General features: G+C 65.1%; 11 protein-coding genes. 4 read left to right on the forward strand and 7 right to left on the reverse strand.

Annotated elements, in window-relative coordinates:
* Positions 1–97 precede the first annotated feature (97 nt).
* Positions 98–331, forward strand: coding sequence for a hypothetical protein (locus ACP8JZ_RS01520; RefSeq protein WP_306516850.1), 234 nt, complete (start codon positions 98–100; stop codon positions 329–331).
* 296 nt (positions 332–627) lie between these two features.
* Here ACP8JZ_RS01520 and ACP8JZ_RS01525 read toward each other — a convergent pair whose 3' ends face one another.
* From ACP8JZ_RS01525 to ACP8JZ_RS01540, 4 genes are all read right to left on the reverse strand, one after another.
* Entirely contained in the window at positions 628–2,013 is a 1,386-nt protein-coding gene (locus ACP8JZ_RS01525; RefSeq protein ID WP_484482577.1) for a DUF4032 domain-containing protein, read from the reverse strand.
* A gap of 15 nt (positions 2,014–2,028) precedes the next feature.
* On the reverse strand, positions 2,029–2,589 hold the full coding sequence (locus ACP8JZ_RS01530; RefSeq protein ID WP_484482578.1) for a hypothetical protein: 561 nt from the start codon (positions 2,587–2,589) through the stop codon (positions 2,029–2,031).
* Between the two features lie 149 nt (positions 2,590–2,738).
* On the reverse strand, positions 2,739–3,734 hold the full coding sequence (locus ACP8JZ_RS01535; RefSeq protein ID WP_484482579.1) for a hypothetical protein: 996 nt from the start codon (positions 3,732–3,734) through the stop codon (positions 2,739–2,741).
* A 188-nt stretch (positions 3,735–3,922) separates the two neighbouring features.
* Positions 3,923–5,386, reverse strand: coding sequence for a GuaB1 family IMP dehydrogenase-related protein (locus ACP8JZ_RS01540; RefSeq protein WP_484482580.1), 1,464 nt, complete (start codon positions 5,384–5,386; stop codon positions 3,923–3,925).
* A gap of 261 nt (positions 5,387–5,647) precedes the next feature.
* Between ACP8JZ_RS01540 and ACP8JZ_RS01545 the strand changes: the two genes are divergently transcribed.
* Together ACP8JZ_RS01545 and ACP8JZ_RS01550 are read left to right on the forward strand one after the other, a co-directional pair.
* On the forward strand, positions 5,648–6,502 hold the full coding sequence (locus ACP8JZ_RS01545) for a bifunctional methylenetetrahydrofolate dehydrogenase/methenyltetrahydrofolate cyclohydrolase (protein WP_484482581.1): 855 nt from the start codon (positions 5,648–5,650) through the stop codon (positions 6,500–6,502).
* 116 nt (positions 6,503–6,618) lie between these two features.
* Positions 6,619–6,963, forward strand: coding sequence for a DUF3017 domain-containing protein (locus ACP8JZ_RS01550; protein ID WP_371415848.1), 345 nt, complete (start codon positions 6,619–6,621; stop codon positions 6,961–6,963).
* Positions 6,964–7,284: 321 nt separating this feature from the next.
* On the opposite strand, the gene ACP8JZ_RS01555 is transcribed toward ACP8JZ_RS01550, so the two are convergent.
* From ACP8JZ_RS01555 to purU, 3 genes are all read right to left on the reverse strand, one after another.
* Positions 7,285–8,730 (reverse strand): aldehyde dehydrogenase family protein, encoded by a 1,446-nt coding sequence (locus tag ACP8JZ_RS01555; protein ID WP_484482776.1) that lies wholly within the window; start codon positions 8,728–8,730, stop codon positions 7,285–7,287.
* A 371-nt stretch (positions 8,731–9,101) separates the two neighbouring features.
* Entirely contained in the window at positions 9,102–10,085 is a 984-nt protein-coding gene (locus ACP8JZ_RS01560) for a malate dehydrogenase (protein ID WP_484482582.1), read from the reverse strand.
* Positions 10,086–10,266: 181 nt separating this feature from the next.
* On the reverse strand, positions 10,267–11,178 hold the full coding sequence (gene purU, locus ACP8JZ_RS01565; protein WP_021106016.1) for a formyltetrahydrofolate deformylase: 912 nt from the start codon (positions 11,176–11,178) through the stop codon (positions 10,267–10,269).
* Between the two features lie 178 nt (positions 11,179–11,356).
* Here purU and ACP8JZ_RS01570 point away from each other — a divergent pair, with 178 nt between their 5' ends.
* A complete protein-coding gene (locus ACP8JZ_RS01570) occupies positions 11,357–13,567 on the forward strand; it encodes an NADP-dependent isocitrate dehydrogenase (RefSeq protein ID WP_484482583.1) in 2,211 nt (736 codons plus the stop codon).
* The last annotated feature ends 294 nt before the right edge of the window (positions 13,568–13,861 follow it).

The raw sequence follows: 13,861 nt of genomic DNA on the forward strand, positions 1-13,861 counted from the left end.
TCGGGATCAAAGGGGTCGGGGCATCGCCGATGGTTGCCGACGAGGTGCCCAGTGGTGCTTCGCCGCACCCCCCTTGGCACTTTCGTACCATGGGTGCATGGCCGAGATCAGGAAGCACAGGACGTCGAGCAACGCAATCAGTCAGGCGGTGGAGGCCGCGATGACCTCCCGGTCGTCTCAAGGCGCGGACGGACCCGACCACGAGACCGACGAGCTGAGCGTGGACGGAGCTCGGATTCCGACACGTCCGACCGGCCCATCCGCTGGATCGATCTCGACGAGTTGGCAGGGATTCCTCACCACGCAGCCTCCTACTGCCGGTGAGGACTGAAGCTCCCACGGACGTCCCCGTTTCCGGTGCGCCCGGCAGCCGGATTCACGGCGGATCCGATGGCGGCCCTCCAGCACACGCCTGCTGAGCTGTCACATGTCGGGGCGACGTACTGCTCGTGGTTCTGGGGTTCGTGCTCCCGGGGTTGTACTCGTGGGCCTCGTCGCGGGGTCAGACGCACCGGCATGGGCTCGGCATGGGCACGGGTTCGGCAAGGTCAGGGTGCGTCGATGTGCCGAACTCGTGACTCGGTCCCATGCCTTTGCGTGCGGGGTTGCGTACGGGGGCGTGGAGAATCACCCTTTCGCCTGCCTCGCCCGGAGAGCCGCAATGTCCAGCACCTGTGCCGAGTCCAGATCGACCTCGTCGGCCCCGTCCTCCCACGGATCGTACGGTGGCTCCTCATCCACGTCCTCCACGTAGCCCATCGAGGGGTCGTAGGGATTGACGAGCTGGTGGCTTCCGGCGGCATCGACCGGCATCACCGAATCGGTGCTCATCGCCTCGTCGGGCAGGTGTGAGAGGACGTCGTGGACGTAGCCCTGGGCAGCCTCAACGTGTGGCACTTCACGCTGTTCCCGCTGTGACTTGTACCAGCGGTAGTCGAGCACCTCGTGGAAGAACTGGGCCATGTCACGTTTGCGGGACAGCTCGGGGGGAATCTGGGCGACGACCGGTGAGAACACCTCGGTGAGCCATTTGTGTGCGACGACGCTCTCGTCCACCGACTGCAGTCCCCGCCGGGCCGCGAAGGTGTCGAGGTCGTTGAGCAGGCGTCTGGCCTGGTTCTCCTCGGTGTCCAGGCCGGTGAGACGCAGCAGACGGCGCTGGTGGTGGCCGGCATCGACCACCTTGGGTTGGATGCGGATGACGTCCGAACTGGTCTGGATGTCGAGCTCGGCGACGTCGAATCCCAACGCATTGAGACGGCGCACCCGCGACTCCACCTGCGAGACGTCGCCGCCGGGGAACTCCTGGGGCTCGGTGAGCTCGGCCCACAGCTCGTGGTAGCGAGTCTCGATGGTGTCGACGAGCTGCCGCGGATCCAGGTTCGGATCGAGCAGGTCGCCGGCTTCCAGATCCAGGAACTCGCCGTACAGGTTCGTGCGGGCGATCTGCAGGTCGTGTTCCCGTTGGCCGGTGGTGAGCTGGTCGTGCAGCTCCCCGGTCTCGGCGTCGACGAGGTAGGCGGCGAAGGCCTCGGCGTCCCGACGGAACAACACGTTGGACAGTGAGATGTCACCCCACAGGAACCCCACCAGGTGCAGCCGCACCAGCAGGACGACCAGGGCGTCCAGCAGTCGCATGACGGTTTCCGGTCGCACCCCGGACTGGAAGAGTGACCGGTAGGGTAGCGAGAACTGCAGGTGGCGGGTGATGAGGATCTGATCCATCGGGTGACCATCGGCATCACGTCGACCGGTCACCACGCCGATGGGCTCCACCGACGGTGTGTCCAGACGCATGAGGTCGTGCAGCAGTCGGTATTCATGGATGGCCAGGTGCTCGATGACCTCCTTGGCGGCATACACCGAGTCGCCGACCTTGATGAATCGCACGACGTGACGGGAGATACCGCGCGGCAGGGCCACGAGGTACTCGGCAGGCCAGTCCGCCAACGGTGTGTCCCACGGCAGGGGGAGCAGTCGTGAGTCTGGCTTGGCGGAGAGGAAACGTGGCACGGGTCAAGTCTGCCATCATTCACCGCCGGCTGGGCAGGACGCGTTGGACATGCTGTCTGGTGGTTGGACGAGGGTGTTGAGTCGGGCGAGGTGTTGGGGGTGGGTGGCGTAGAAGTCTTGGTGGTGTCCGTAGGCTTCCCCGGCCAGGATGTTGCGCCACAGTTGGGCTACCTGCTCCCAGTCGGGGTCGGTGATGTCTGCTTCGGGTAGGCGGATACGGCGGCGGTGAAGTTCCTCGAGCAGACGCAGGTAGACCAAGGAGTAGTCGAAACGGTTGTAATCGATGTTGATCTTGGTCCTGCCCGCCCAGATCTTGTAGCGCTCCATGCCGGTACCGATTCGGCTGACCTGGTCGAAGTGGATCTCACGGTGGAACAGATGCCCGAAACGCGTCCAGACCTTGTCCCGATCAACACCGAAACGCCGCCACAGACCATGAGCCAACAACCAGTAACCCGACAAGGAACCCAAGATGAGGACAATGTATTCATAGACGTCAGCAGTGCCATGAACGGCGTCGCGGATGAGTAGCGGCAGGAATGACCATGTCAATCCCGCTGAACCCACGAGTCCCATAGGAACCAGAATCCTCGCCTGGGAAAAGATCCGCGGCTGGGCCGGGTCACGACCCACGCCCCAAGACGATTCCCGGGGGCGATCCTGGCCGTCCCCCAGCTGCCCCGACGATCCCTGCACATCCGGAGAAAAACACCGCGGCTCAACACTCATCGCTTCACCACTTTCGTGGCCTTGGCCATTTCCTGCTGGAAATCCGAGTGCAGGCTCTCGAGTTCGTTCTTGTTCCTGCCGATCCAGGACTTCTGGTACTCGGTGTCCAGAGAGTACTGAAGGGCGGGGATGTTGTCCTTGCGGGCGCACGTCATGGCGGCGAGTTGATGGTCCACGCTGAGGTCGGAGCCGTCCTTGGTGAGTTCGGAGGGGGTCTTCGGCGGTTCGCTCCAGTTCGGTACCGGATGACCGGCGTCCTTCATGCACTGCGCCCAGTTCTGCTTGAGCGGGGCGAGCCGGGAGTCGTGCTCCACCCGGTCGAGGGAGTCGTCCATCCCCTTGGCGACGAGGTCGCCGAGTTGCTGGTGAGGTGCTGTGCCGCCAGTGACGGAGAGTCTGGCCAGACTCTCCGCGGTGCACCCACCCTTGGGCAGTGGCTTGCCCTTGTCGTCCTTGATGGAGTTGTGGTCCAGGGCGGTGCCGTCGAGATTCTGGCCGGTGAGCACGGCGTAATCCCGGGGGGAGGGGTCCCAGTTGTCCGGTGTGCCATCGGTGGTCGTTGACTGGGTACTGGTCGTTGGGCGTGGGGCATTCGCGGCCTGTGGGGTGGGGCTTGCCTTGGCCCGGATGAGTTTCTCGTCGAACGGTTTGTACCGCCCCGCAATGTCGAGGGCAGTGGTGGTGTTCTCGTCCTGCTCCTCGGGATTGGGGACGTAGCTGGCCTTGAATCGGGCGGCACACTGGGCGCGCAGGATGTCGGTCGCCGTGGAGATGGTCGTGAGCTCAGTCTGGGTGGGCTGATACCTCTGCAGGGGGAGCTTCACCTGCGACACCGAGGTCAGCGGTGTGATGTTGCTGGCGGAAGCACTGACGGAGGGGCCCGCCGTCTGGGCGGACGTCTGCCGCGGTGTCTCGGACGAGCTGCACGCGGTGAGCGCCACGAGACAGGCGCATGCCGAGGCGGTCAGGGTACGAATCGTGAGAGAGGTCATGGGATGTCCTTGGCCAAGGAATGCACGGGGTTGTCATGACGTACAAAGTTGTCACGACGAGGGCGTGGCCGACGCGAGCCTTGATCCCTAGCCCCCAACGATACTCGCGTCAGGACAGTCTCAGAGCATTGTGAGACAGACCAATCGCCTTCAATCACGCTCCCCAGACTCGCACCGGGTCGTCCGGGTCACGCCCAGGACGATGCCACCGGACGGCCTTCCTCGTAGCCCGACGGCGACTGGACGCCCACCACGGCCTTCTCGTGGAACTCGACGAGGTTTCGTGCGCCGGCGTAGGTGCAGGCGGAGCGCACTCCCGAGGTGATGAAGTCCAGCAGGTCCTCCACCCCCGGACGCTGCGGATCCAGGTACATCTTGGACGACGAGATACCCTCCTCGAACAGCGCTGCCCGAGCCCGGTCGAAGGCCGAGCGTGACCGGGTGCGGTGCCGTACTGCACGGGCCGAGGCCATGCCGAACGACTCCTTGTACTGCCGCCCCTGCGGATCGACCTTCATCTCGCCGGTGGACTCGTGGGTGCCGGCGAACCAGGAGCCGATCATCACCGATCCGGCCCCGGCCGCCAGGGCGAGAGCCACGTCGCGGGGGTGACGCACCCCGCCGTCGGCCCAGATGGACCCGCCCACCTCGACAGCGGCATCGGCGCATTCCAGCACCGCGCTGAACTGTGGACGTCCCACCCCGGTCTGCATGCGGGTGGTGCACATGGCTCCCGGCCCCACACCCACCTTGATGATGTCGGCACCGGCCTCCAGCAGGTCCAGGGTGCCGCGTCGGGTGACGATGTTGCCCGCCACGATGAGGATGCGGCGGCCGGTACGGGCCTCGAACTCGTCACGTACCTTGCGCGCAATGCCCAAGGCCTCGATCATGCGATCCTGGTGACCGTGCGCGGTGTCCATGACGAGCAGGTCGGATCCGGCCTCCAGAAGTGCCGTGGCGCGCCCGGCGACATCACCGTTGATGCCCACCGCGGTGCCGATCATGAGCTGGCCGGACGGATCGACGGCTGGCGGGTAGATCGCGGTGCGCAGCGCCCCCTTGGAGGTCATGATGCCGATGAGTCGTCCATCCGGGTCCACCGAGACGGCCACCTTCTGGTGGTGATCGGCCAAGGAGGTGAAGACGTCGTCGGCAGTGGCGTCGGGGCCCACCATCGTCATGTCACTGGTCATCACCTCGCCCACCTGGGCGAAGCGATCGATCCCGTCCGCCTCGTCGGGGCTCACCAGCCCCAGCGGACGCCGGTCGTCGTCCACGACGAGCACCACACCGTGGGAACGCTTCTGCAGCAGGTTCATGGCCTGCCCCACCGTCATCTGCGGATCGACGGTGATGGGGGTGTCGAACCGGGTGTCGGCGTCCTTGACCCGGCGGATGGATCGGCACACGAAGGGCACCGGGATGTCCTGGGGCAGCACCGCTACCCCGCCTCGCCGCGCCACCGTCTCGGCCATACGGCGTCCCGAGATGGCCGTCATGTTGGCCACGACGATCGGCAATGGGGTGGCCAGGCCATCGGTGGAGGAAAGGTCGACATTCATCCTCGATCCGACCGACGACCTGTTGGGGGCCATGAAGACGTCGCTGTAGGTCAGGTCGTAGGTGGGTTGATCGTTGAGAAAACGCACGAACCCATTTTGACACGGTGAGTGGACGTCGAATCGAGTGGTCACCGACGACGATGTTCTGCCGGTCGGTCCGGACGTCATTCGGGCCTGGTGATCCTGGAGCGAAGTCCCCCTGGTACGAAGTCTCTGGTGTGTCGGAGTGCAGACGCACAGCCCAGGTGGCATGGAAGGCTCTGTGACCAGAACGTGGCCAGGTGGCTCGGCGCTGTCCGGACGTGGAAGGATGGGCCTGTTCCTGCCACGGCACTCAGGAGGACACCGATGACTGCTCAGAAGCTCGACGGAAAGGCCACTGCGGCCGCGATCAAGGCAGAACTGGCCGAACGGGTCACCGCGCTGCGGGACAAGGGGGTCGTGCCCGGTCTCGGCACTGTGCTCGTGGGTGACGACCCTGCCTCACACCAGTACGTCGGTGGCAAGCACCGCGACTGCGCCCAGGTGGGTATCGAGTCGATTCGCGTCGATCTGCCCGCAGACGTCACCGCAGACCAACTCGAGGCCGAGATCCGTGGACTCAACGAGAACCCCGCCTGCACCGGATACATCGTCCAGCTGCCACTGCCCGAACACATCGACACCAACTGGGCTCTGGGGCTCATCGACCCCGACAAGGACGCCGACGGCCTGGCCCCCAACTCGCTGGGGCGTCTCGTGCTCAACGAGCCTGGCCCGCTGCCCTGCACCCCGCGAGGCATCGTCGAACTGCTCACCCGCCACGGCATCGAACTTCCCGGCAAGGACGTGTGCGTCGTCGGACGAGGTACCACGGTGGGGCGTCCGCTGGGACTGCTGCTCACCCGACGCATCGAGAACTGCACCGTCACCCTGTGCCACACCGGCACCCGGGGCCTTGCAGCACACACCAGGCAGGCGGACATCGTCGTCGGTGCCGCCGGCCAGCCGGGACTCATCGACGCCGACATGATCAAGGACGGTGCGATCCTCGTCGACGTCGGCGTCTCCCGGTCGGCGCAGGGCAAGATCCTGGGCGATTTCGCCAAGGACGTCTGGGAGAAGGCTGCGTGGGTCTCGCCCAACCCCGGCGGCGTTGGCCCCATGACACGCGCCATGCTGTTGTCCAACGTCGTCGACCGGGCCGAGCAGCTTGCCCGATGAACCCGGTGAAGGGGGCGGACGAGACACCACCAGGGGACCGGGCTGCGCCGAGTGGACTGGGCACGGGAGAGGCTGACGCCGATGTGCCCCGTACCGCCAGCCAAACGCGCCGGAGCATGAACCTGGACGACCAGCACGACGCGTGCGATGGGGCCGAGAGCGGTGTGAGCACCCCGAGGCGATCCGCCCCGGCCTGCCCACGGGAGTATGACTCGCCGTGGGCGCTGACGTGCGTGCTCGCTGGGGTCGTGGCCGCCATCATCACCACGGCCACCGGCCATTGGCTCGGTGGCTCGATGATCTTCGCGGCGAGCGTCATGGGCGCTGGACTGCTGCGGTTGGTGCTGCCAGCACACTGTGCGGGGTTGCTCGTGGTACGGCGCCGATGGGTGGACGTGACGATTCTGCTCGGTCTGGGGGCCGTGATGATGCTCGTCGCCCTCCTCGTACCGCCCAACTGATCGGATCACCCAAATGATCGTGCCGCCCAGCTGACCCGTTCACCGCCTGCTGGGGGCACGGCCGGCGCTCCACGCCTGGCTGAGCTTGGCGATGTCATGAGAGCTCCCGACACGCTTCTGCAGTCCCGGTGCAGGCCTCCGCGCACAATGCGCCAGGCGCCAAGGCGTGCGGACCTGTCGACATGTATGGGCTGGTGCCATGCGATATGACACCAGCCCACATGTGGTGATCAGTTCCCTCGAGGCGGCAACCATGGGTCGCACGCAAGCAGGTGCTGCCCCAGGTGGAGCCCGTGGCGGGGGTGGAGCCCGCAGTGGGGATCAGGACTCGAGGACGCAGCGGCGACGGCGTGCGAAGCTTCGAGCCGAGGTCAGCCCCTCACCGGTCGGGCCGGCGATGGTGAAGGTGGCGAATCCCTCACCGTCGATTCCGATACCTGCGAAGGACGGGCCGTTCTTCACGAAGATCGTCGTCTGGATGCGGCGGGCCATCTCGTCCAGCCGGCGCACGTCGCGGGAGTGCATGACGGCGGTGTGTCGGTTGCCGTGCTCCAGATCGACGGCCATGTCGATTCCGGTCTCGTAGTCGGTCACCGGCACGACCGGCACGACCGGCATGAGCATCTCCACCTGCACCAGCGGATCCTGCGGATCGGTGATCATGGTGACGAGCTTGACGTCGGGCTCAGCCTCGATTCCTGCGGCGGTGAGGATGTCGTAGGCATCCTTGCCCACCCACTCGGTCTTGGGACGGGTCAGCTCCTCATTGAGGATCATGGTGCGCAGCTTGTCGATCTGCTTCTCCTCGCTGATCACCTGGGCACCCGCCTTCCGGAACTCCGCCATGAAGGTCGGCAGGGCCTCGGAGACGATGATGATCTCCTTCTCCGCGGTGCACGGCAGGTTGTTGTCGAAGCTCGCGCCGGTGACGATGTCGTGGGCAGCCTTGGCCAGGTCTGCAGTCTCGTCGACGAGGACGGGCGGATTGCCCGATCCGGCGCCGATGGCCTTCTTGCCGCTGGTGAGCACCATGTTGACGATCTGCGGGCCGCCAGTGGCGACGAGCATGGAGATGTCACGGTGGCTGATGAGCTTCTTGGTGTTCTCCACCGACGGGGTCGAGATGATCGTGATGAGGTTCTCCGGGGCACCCGCCTCCATCATCGCGCGGTTGAGAACGTCGACCAGCCAGATGCTGATCTTCTTGGCGCGGGGGTGCGGGCTGAAGACGACGGTGTTGCCGGCGGCAAGCATGCCGATGGTGTTGCAGATGATCGTCTCGGTGGGGTTGGTCGTCGGCGCGATGGCTCCGATGACGCCGTAGGGGGCGTACTCCAAGGTGGTGAGCCCGGAATCGCCTTGCAGGGCCTGAATGGTGAGGTCCTCGATGCCGGGGCTGCGGGTGGCGGCGTAGTAGTTCTTGAGAACCTTGTGACGGGCATTGCCCATCTGGGTCTCCTCGACGGCCGACGTGGCCATGAAGTTCAGAGCCTCATCTGCGGATGCTGCTTTGCGGATGGCGTCGATGAAGGTGCTGCGCTGGGTGAGGGAGCACGACGAGTAGGTTTCGAACGCCTTGCGTGCAGCGGCAACTGCTGCGTCGACATCATCGAAAACACCAGTTGTCGAAGGCGATTCAGAAGTAGTATGGTTTTTTGGTTCGACAATGGTGGACATGGTAGTTCTCCAAGTGCTGCTGAGATGGTCAGGTGACGGCCACTGCGCCGCTTCCTGTGGATGCTGTTGAACACAAGAGTACGAATTTATTGTAAGCAAAGCTAGGATTTGCGCGGTTTTGGGCCGTTGGTGCAGTTTTCTGCCGTAAAGTCATGAACAAATGTGCAGCGAAAGACCATTTGTGCACCACTGGGCCATGTCATGAGTTCACCGAAGGAGAATGCCGCCTGATGAAAAAATGAGCGATTTTCTCACGGTGAAATGTCGTGTTGCAGGTTCTGGTCACAGCACGGCGGTGTGCTGCGTGATGTCGCTGTGAGGAGATCCTCGTTCTGGCAGACATGTGCCAAGTAGGCATGTGACGTGCGAGCCTCGGAGCTCCAGGTGGTGAAGGTTCTGGACATGGCAGTGGGGAGCGCCCGGAAGGCGCTCCCCACTGAATTCAACGAGGTGTGGTTTCCTCAGATGAGTCCGAGCTCACGCACGGCGTCGCGCTCGTCGGAGAGCTCCTTGGCGGAGGCGTCGATCTTGGCGCGGGAGAAGTCGTCGATCTCCAGGCCCTGAACGATGGAGGGCTTGCCGTCGGCGATGGTCACCGGGAAGGAGGAGATGAGACCCTCGGGCACGCCGTAGGAGCCGTCGGACTCGATACACATGGAGACCCAGTCGCCCTCGGGGGTGCCGAGCATCCAGTCGTGCATGCACTCGACGGTGGCGTTGGCGGCCGAGGCGGCCGAGGAGGCGCCACGGGCGTCGATGATGGCAGCGCCACGCTTGGCGACGGTCGGGATGAAGTCGTTCTCGATCCAGGACTGCTCGACCAGCTCGCTGGCCTTCTTGCCACCGACCTCGGTGTGGAACAGGTCGGGGTACTGGGTGGAGGAGTGGTTGCCCCAGATGGTCATGTGCTTGATGTCGTTGACCGAGGCATTCACCTTGCGGGCCAGCTGGGTCTTGGCGCGGTTGTGGTCCAGACGCGTCAGGGCGGCGAAGTGGTCGTTGGGGATGTCGGTGGCGTTGGTGGCGGCGATGAGGGCGTTGGTGTTGGCCGGGTTGCCGGTCACCAGCACCTTGACGTCGTCAGCGGCGACCTCATTGAGGGCCTTGCCCTGAGCGGTGAAGATGGCGCCGTTCTTGGACAGCAGGTCGGAACGCTCCATGCCGGCCTTGCGCGGCATGGCACCGACGAGGAAGGCGGCGTTGGCGCCGTCGAAGATCTTCTTGGGATCGTCGCCGATCTCGATGTTGACGAGGTTGCCGAAGGCGCAGTCGTCAAGCTCCATGACGACGCCCTCGAGGGCCTTGAGGGCAGGGGTGATCTCGAGCAGACGAAGCTCGATGGGGGTGTCGCCGAGCAGCGAGCCGGAGGCGATGCGGAACAGCAGGCTGTAGCAGATCTGTCCGGCGGCGCCGGTGACGGCAATCTTGACAGGGGCGGTGCTCATGAGGTTCTCCTTGGAGTCGTCGATGACACTTGTACCCACGACTGTACCCGCAGCGGCTCGCTCGGTGCTCGCCGGGAGGGTATTTGCACCGGTGTGTCAACCAAACGTGACGTGAGATGAGCGGATTTGCGGCCTGGCGCGGTTCCGCCGGACGATCGACACGAGGCTCGGCGCTCGAGGGTCAGCGGAACACCACGGTACGGCGACCGTCCAAGAAGGTACGGTGCTCGCAGAACAGTCGCACGGCCTCGGCGAGGGTCGTCGACTCGGTGTCCTGACCCACGGCCGTGAGTTGACGCACGGTCTGCGCGTGGTCGACGCGCTCCACTCGCTGCTCGATGATCGGCCCCTCATCAAGGTCACCCGTGACGAAATGTGCCGTGGCACCAATGAGCTTCACCCCGCGCTCGTGGGCCTGCAGATAGGGGTTGGCCCCCTTGAAACCAGGCAGGAACGAGTGATGGATGTTGATGCACCGTCCCGACAGGGCCTCACACATCCGCGGCGAGAGGATCTGCATGTAGCGCGCCAGGACGACGAGCTCGACGTCGTACTCGTCGACGACGTCGAGCACGGCAGTCTCGAAGGCGTCCCTGGTCTGCCTGGTCACCTGCTGCCAGGCGAACGGGATCTGGTGGAACTGCGCGATCGGCTCGAGGTCGGGGTGATTCGCCATGACCCTGACGACGTCGATCGGGAGACGACCGGTGTCGCGATTGAAGAGCAGGTGGGACAGGCAGTGCGGCGCTCTCGTGGCCAAGATGAGGGTACGCATGGGGCGACCCAGCCGATCCACTCGGAGCTGGGCGTCGAATCGGGTGGCCACCTCGCGCAGCGCCTGCTCGATCACGGTGGCGGATTCCACGCCCTCCACCTGCAGACGCATGAAGAAGTTGCCGGTGTCGGCACTCGCGAACTGCTGCAGCTCGGTGAGGTTGCCGCCCGCCTGAACGCAGGCCCCCGTCACCGCATGCACGATTCCGGGTCGGTCCTGGCAGGTCCAGGTGACGACCAGCTCGTCGGTGTCGGTTCTCGTGTCGAGCCCGTCGGTGTGACAGTGGGCAGATTCGTCCGTGGGATGCGCTGTAGCCATGTCAGTGACGATACTGGCCCCGGACTTGTGGTGGGGAAGTATCACCTGGCGTCTGGCGGGCGTGGGGTCGCTCGATGCGGCGTACCATCCACCGGGGAATATTTTATCTTGATGTCGAGATAGTTGCGATCCTTGGGTAGTCTGGATGGCGTCGGTTCCGACATTCAAGGAGGAGATCGTGCCAACCATCGTCTGGACCAAGATCGACGAGGCCCCTGCCCTCGCGTCGTACTCACTGCTGCCCATCGTGCGGGGATTCCTCGACGGCAGTGGTATTGACGTCGTCACATCCGACATTTCCCTGACCGGACGGATCCTGGCCCAGTTCCCCGAGCGTCTGGACGCCGACGCCCGGGTGCCTGACAACCTTGCCGAGCTCTCCGAACTCACCAGCTCACCAGACGCCAGCATCATCAAACTTCCCAACATCTCCGCCTCGGTGCCCCAGCTCAAGGCGGCCATCGACGAGCTGCAGCAGCACGGCTACGACATCCCCTCCTACCCCGACTCCCCCCAGACCGACGAGGAGCGCGAGATCGCCGCTCGTTACGCCAAGGTGCTTGGCTCGGCCGTCAACCCGGTTCTGCGGCAGGGCAACTCGGACCGACGTGCACCTGCTGCCGTCAAGGCCTACGCCAAGGCCCATCCGCGAACCATGGCCGAGTGGACGCCACAGTCGGCAGGGCGCGTCGCCCACATGGAGCACGGCGACTTCTACGACCACGAGGAATCCTTCGTCTCCCGCGGGCAGCGCCTCGACATCGTCCACGTCGCGGACGACGGGACGCGTACCGTGCTCACGTCCGGCCTGGAGACCTCCGACGGGGAGATCGTCGACGCCACGTACATGTCGGTGGCCGAACTCGACGACTTCTACGCCCACACCCTGGACCAGGCCAAGCAGGAGGGGCTGTTGTGGTCCCTGCACCTCAAGGCCACCATGATGAAGGTCTCCGACCCGGTGCTCTTCGGCCATGCCGTGAAGACGTTCTTCGCCGACGTCTTCGAGCGCTACGGTGACGACCTCGCCCAGGTGGGAGCCAACCCCGACCTGGGCCTGGCAGACCTTCTGGAGCGGCTGGAGGAGCTGCCCCCCGACACGGCCCAGGAGGTGCAGATGGCCATCGCCGAGGAGCTCGCGGCACGCCCCGCGCTGGCGATGGTGGACTCCGATGCGGGCATCACGAACCTGCACGCCGGCAACAAGGTCATCATCGACGCCTCGATGCCCACCGTCGTGCGCGACGGCGGGCGCATGTGGAATCCCGAGGGCGAGCTCCAGGAGACCTTGGCCGTCATCCCGGATCGCAACTACGCCACGATGTACGCGGCCATCCTGGACGACTGTCGCACCCACGGTGCCTTCGACCAGGCCACCATGGGCGACGTGCCCAATGTCGGACTCATGGCCCAGAAGGCCGAGGAGTACGGATCCCACCCGACGACGTTCGTCGTCCCCAGCGACGGCGCCGTCGAGGTGCGTGCGGGTGACGAGGTGCTCGTCAGCCAGCAGGTGCAGACCGGCGACATCTGGCGGATGAGCCGCGTCAAGGACGTTCCGGTGCGCGACTGGGTGCGGTTGGCCGTCGAACGTGCTCGTCTGTCGCACACCCCGGCGGTGTTCTGGCTGGACGAGGCCCGGGCCCACGACCGTGAGGTCATTGCGAAGGTGCGCAGGTACCTCCCCGAGCACGACACCGAGGGACTGGACATCCGCATCCTGGCCCCGGTCGACGCCATGACGTTCACCTTGGAGCGGATTCGCAAGGGTGAGGACACCATCGCGGTCACCGGAAACGTCCTGCGTGACTACCTCACCGACCTCTTCCCGATCCTCGAGGTGGGCACCAGCGCCAAGATGTTGTCCATCGTCCCGCTGCTGGCCGGCGGCGGACTCTTCGAGACCGGCGCGGGCGGCTCGGCCCCCAAACACGTCACCCAGTTCCTGGCCGAGAACTACCTGCGATGGGACTCCCTGGGAGAGTTCTGCGCCCTGGGCGCCTGCCTGGAACACATCGGCCAGAGCGGCGACAGTGCCACGGCACTGGTGCTGGCATCCACCCTGGATCGTGCCATCGGATCCTTCCTGGAGAACGACCGTTCCCCGGCACGCAAACTGGGTCAGATCGACAACCGTGGCTCGCACTACTGGCTGGCCCGCTACTGGGCCGAGGAGATCGCACGTCAGGATGAGGATCCCGAGCTCGCCGCCCGATTCGGTGACATCGCCACCGAGCTCGCCGCCCGCGAGTCGCAGATCCTCGACGAGCTCAACGGGGTCCAGGGTGAGCCGGTGGATCTCGGCGGCTACTACGACGTCGACGACGATCTGGCCACCGAGGCCATGCGCCCCTCCGCGACATTCAATGCGTTGATCGAAGCCCTGTGAGCCTGGTGGCCCAAGCTGGAGTCGAGGCTCTGCACCGCCGCCATGTCCGTCACTGCGTAGGCGCGGACACGGCGGCGTCGGTGCGGCAACACATCGTCCTGTCGGTGACGTGACTCCTTGCACGAGGTCCTCGATGGGGCCAGGTGGTATTCGTTCTCACAGCGTCCGACCTCCCAGCCTTGCGGGGCCCAGACCTGCTGGGTCATCCAGTCGCGCCGTGACGGCGGCCTGCTGCGTGAGCTGTGTTGCGTGATCCCGCTATTGTTGGGCACATGCACCATGACGACTCGGAGG

The organism is Cutibacterium sp. LaCa_286 (assembly GCF_057198075.1).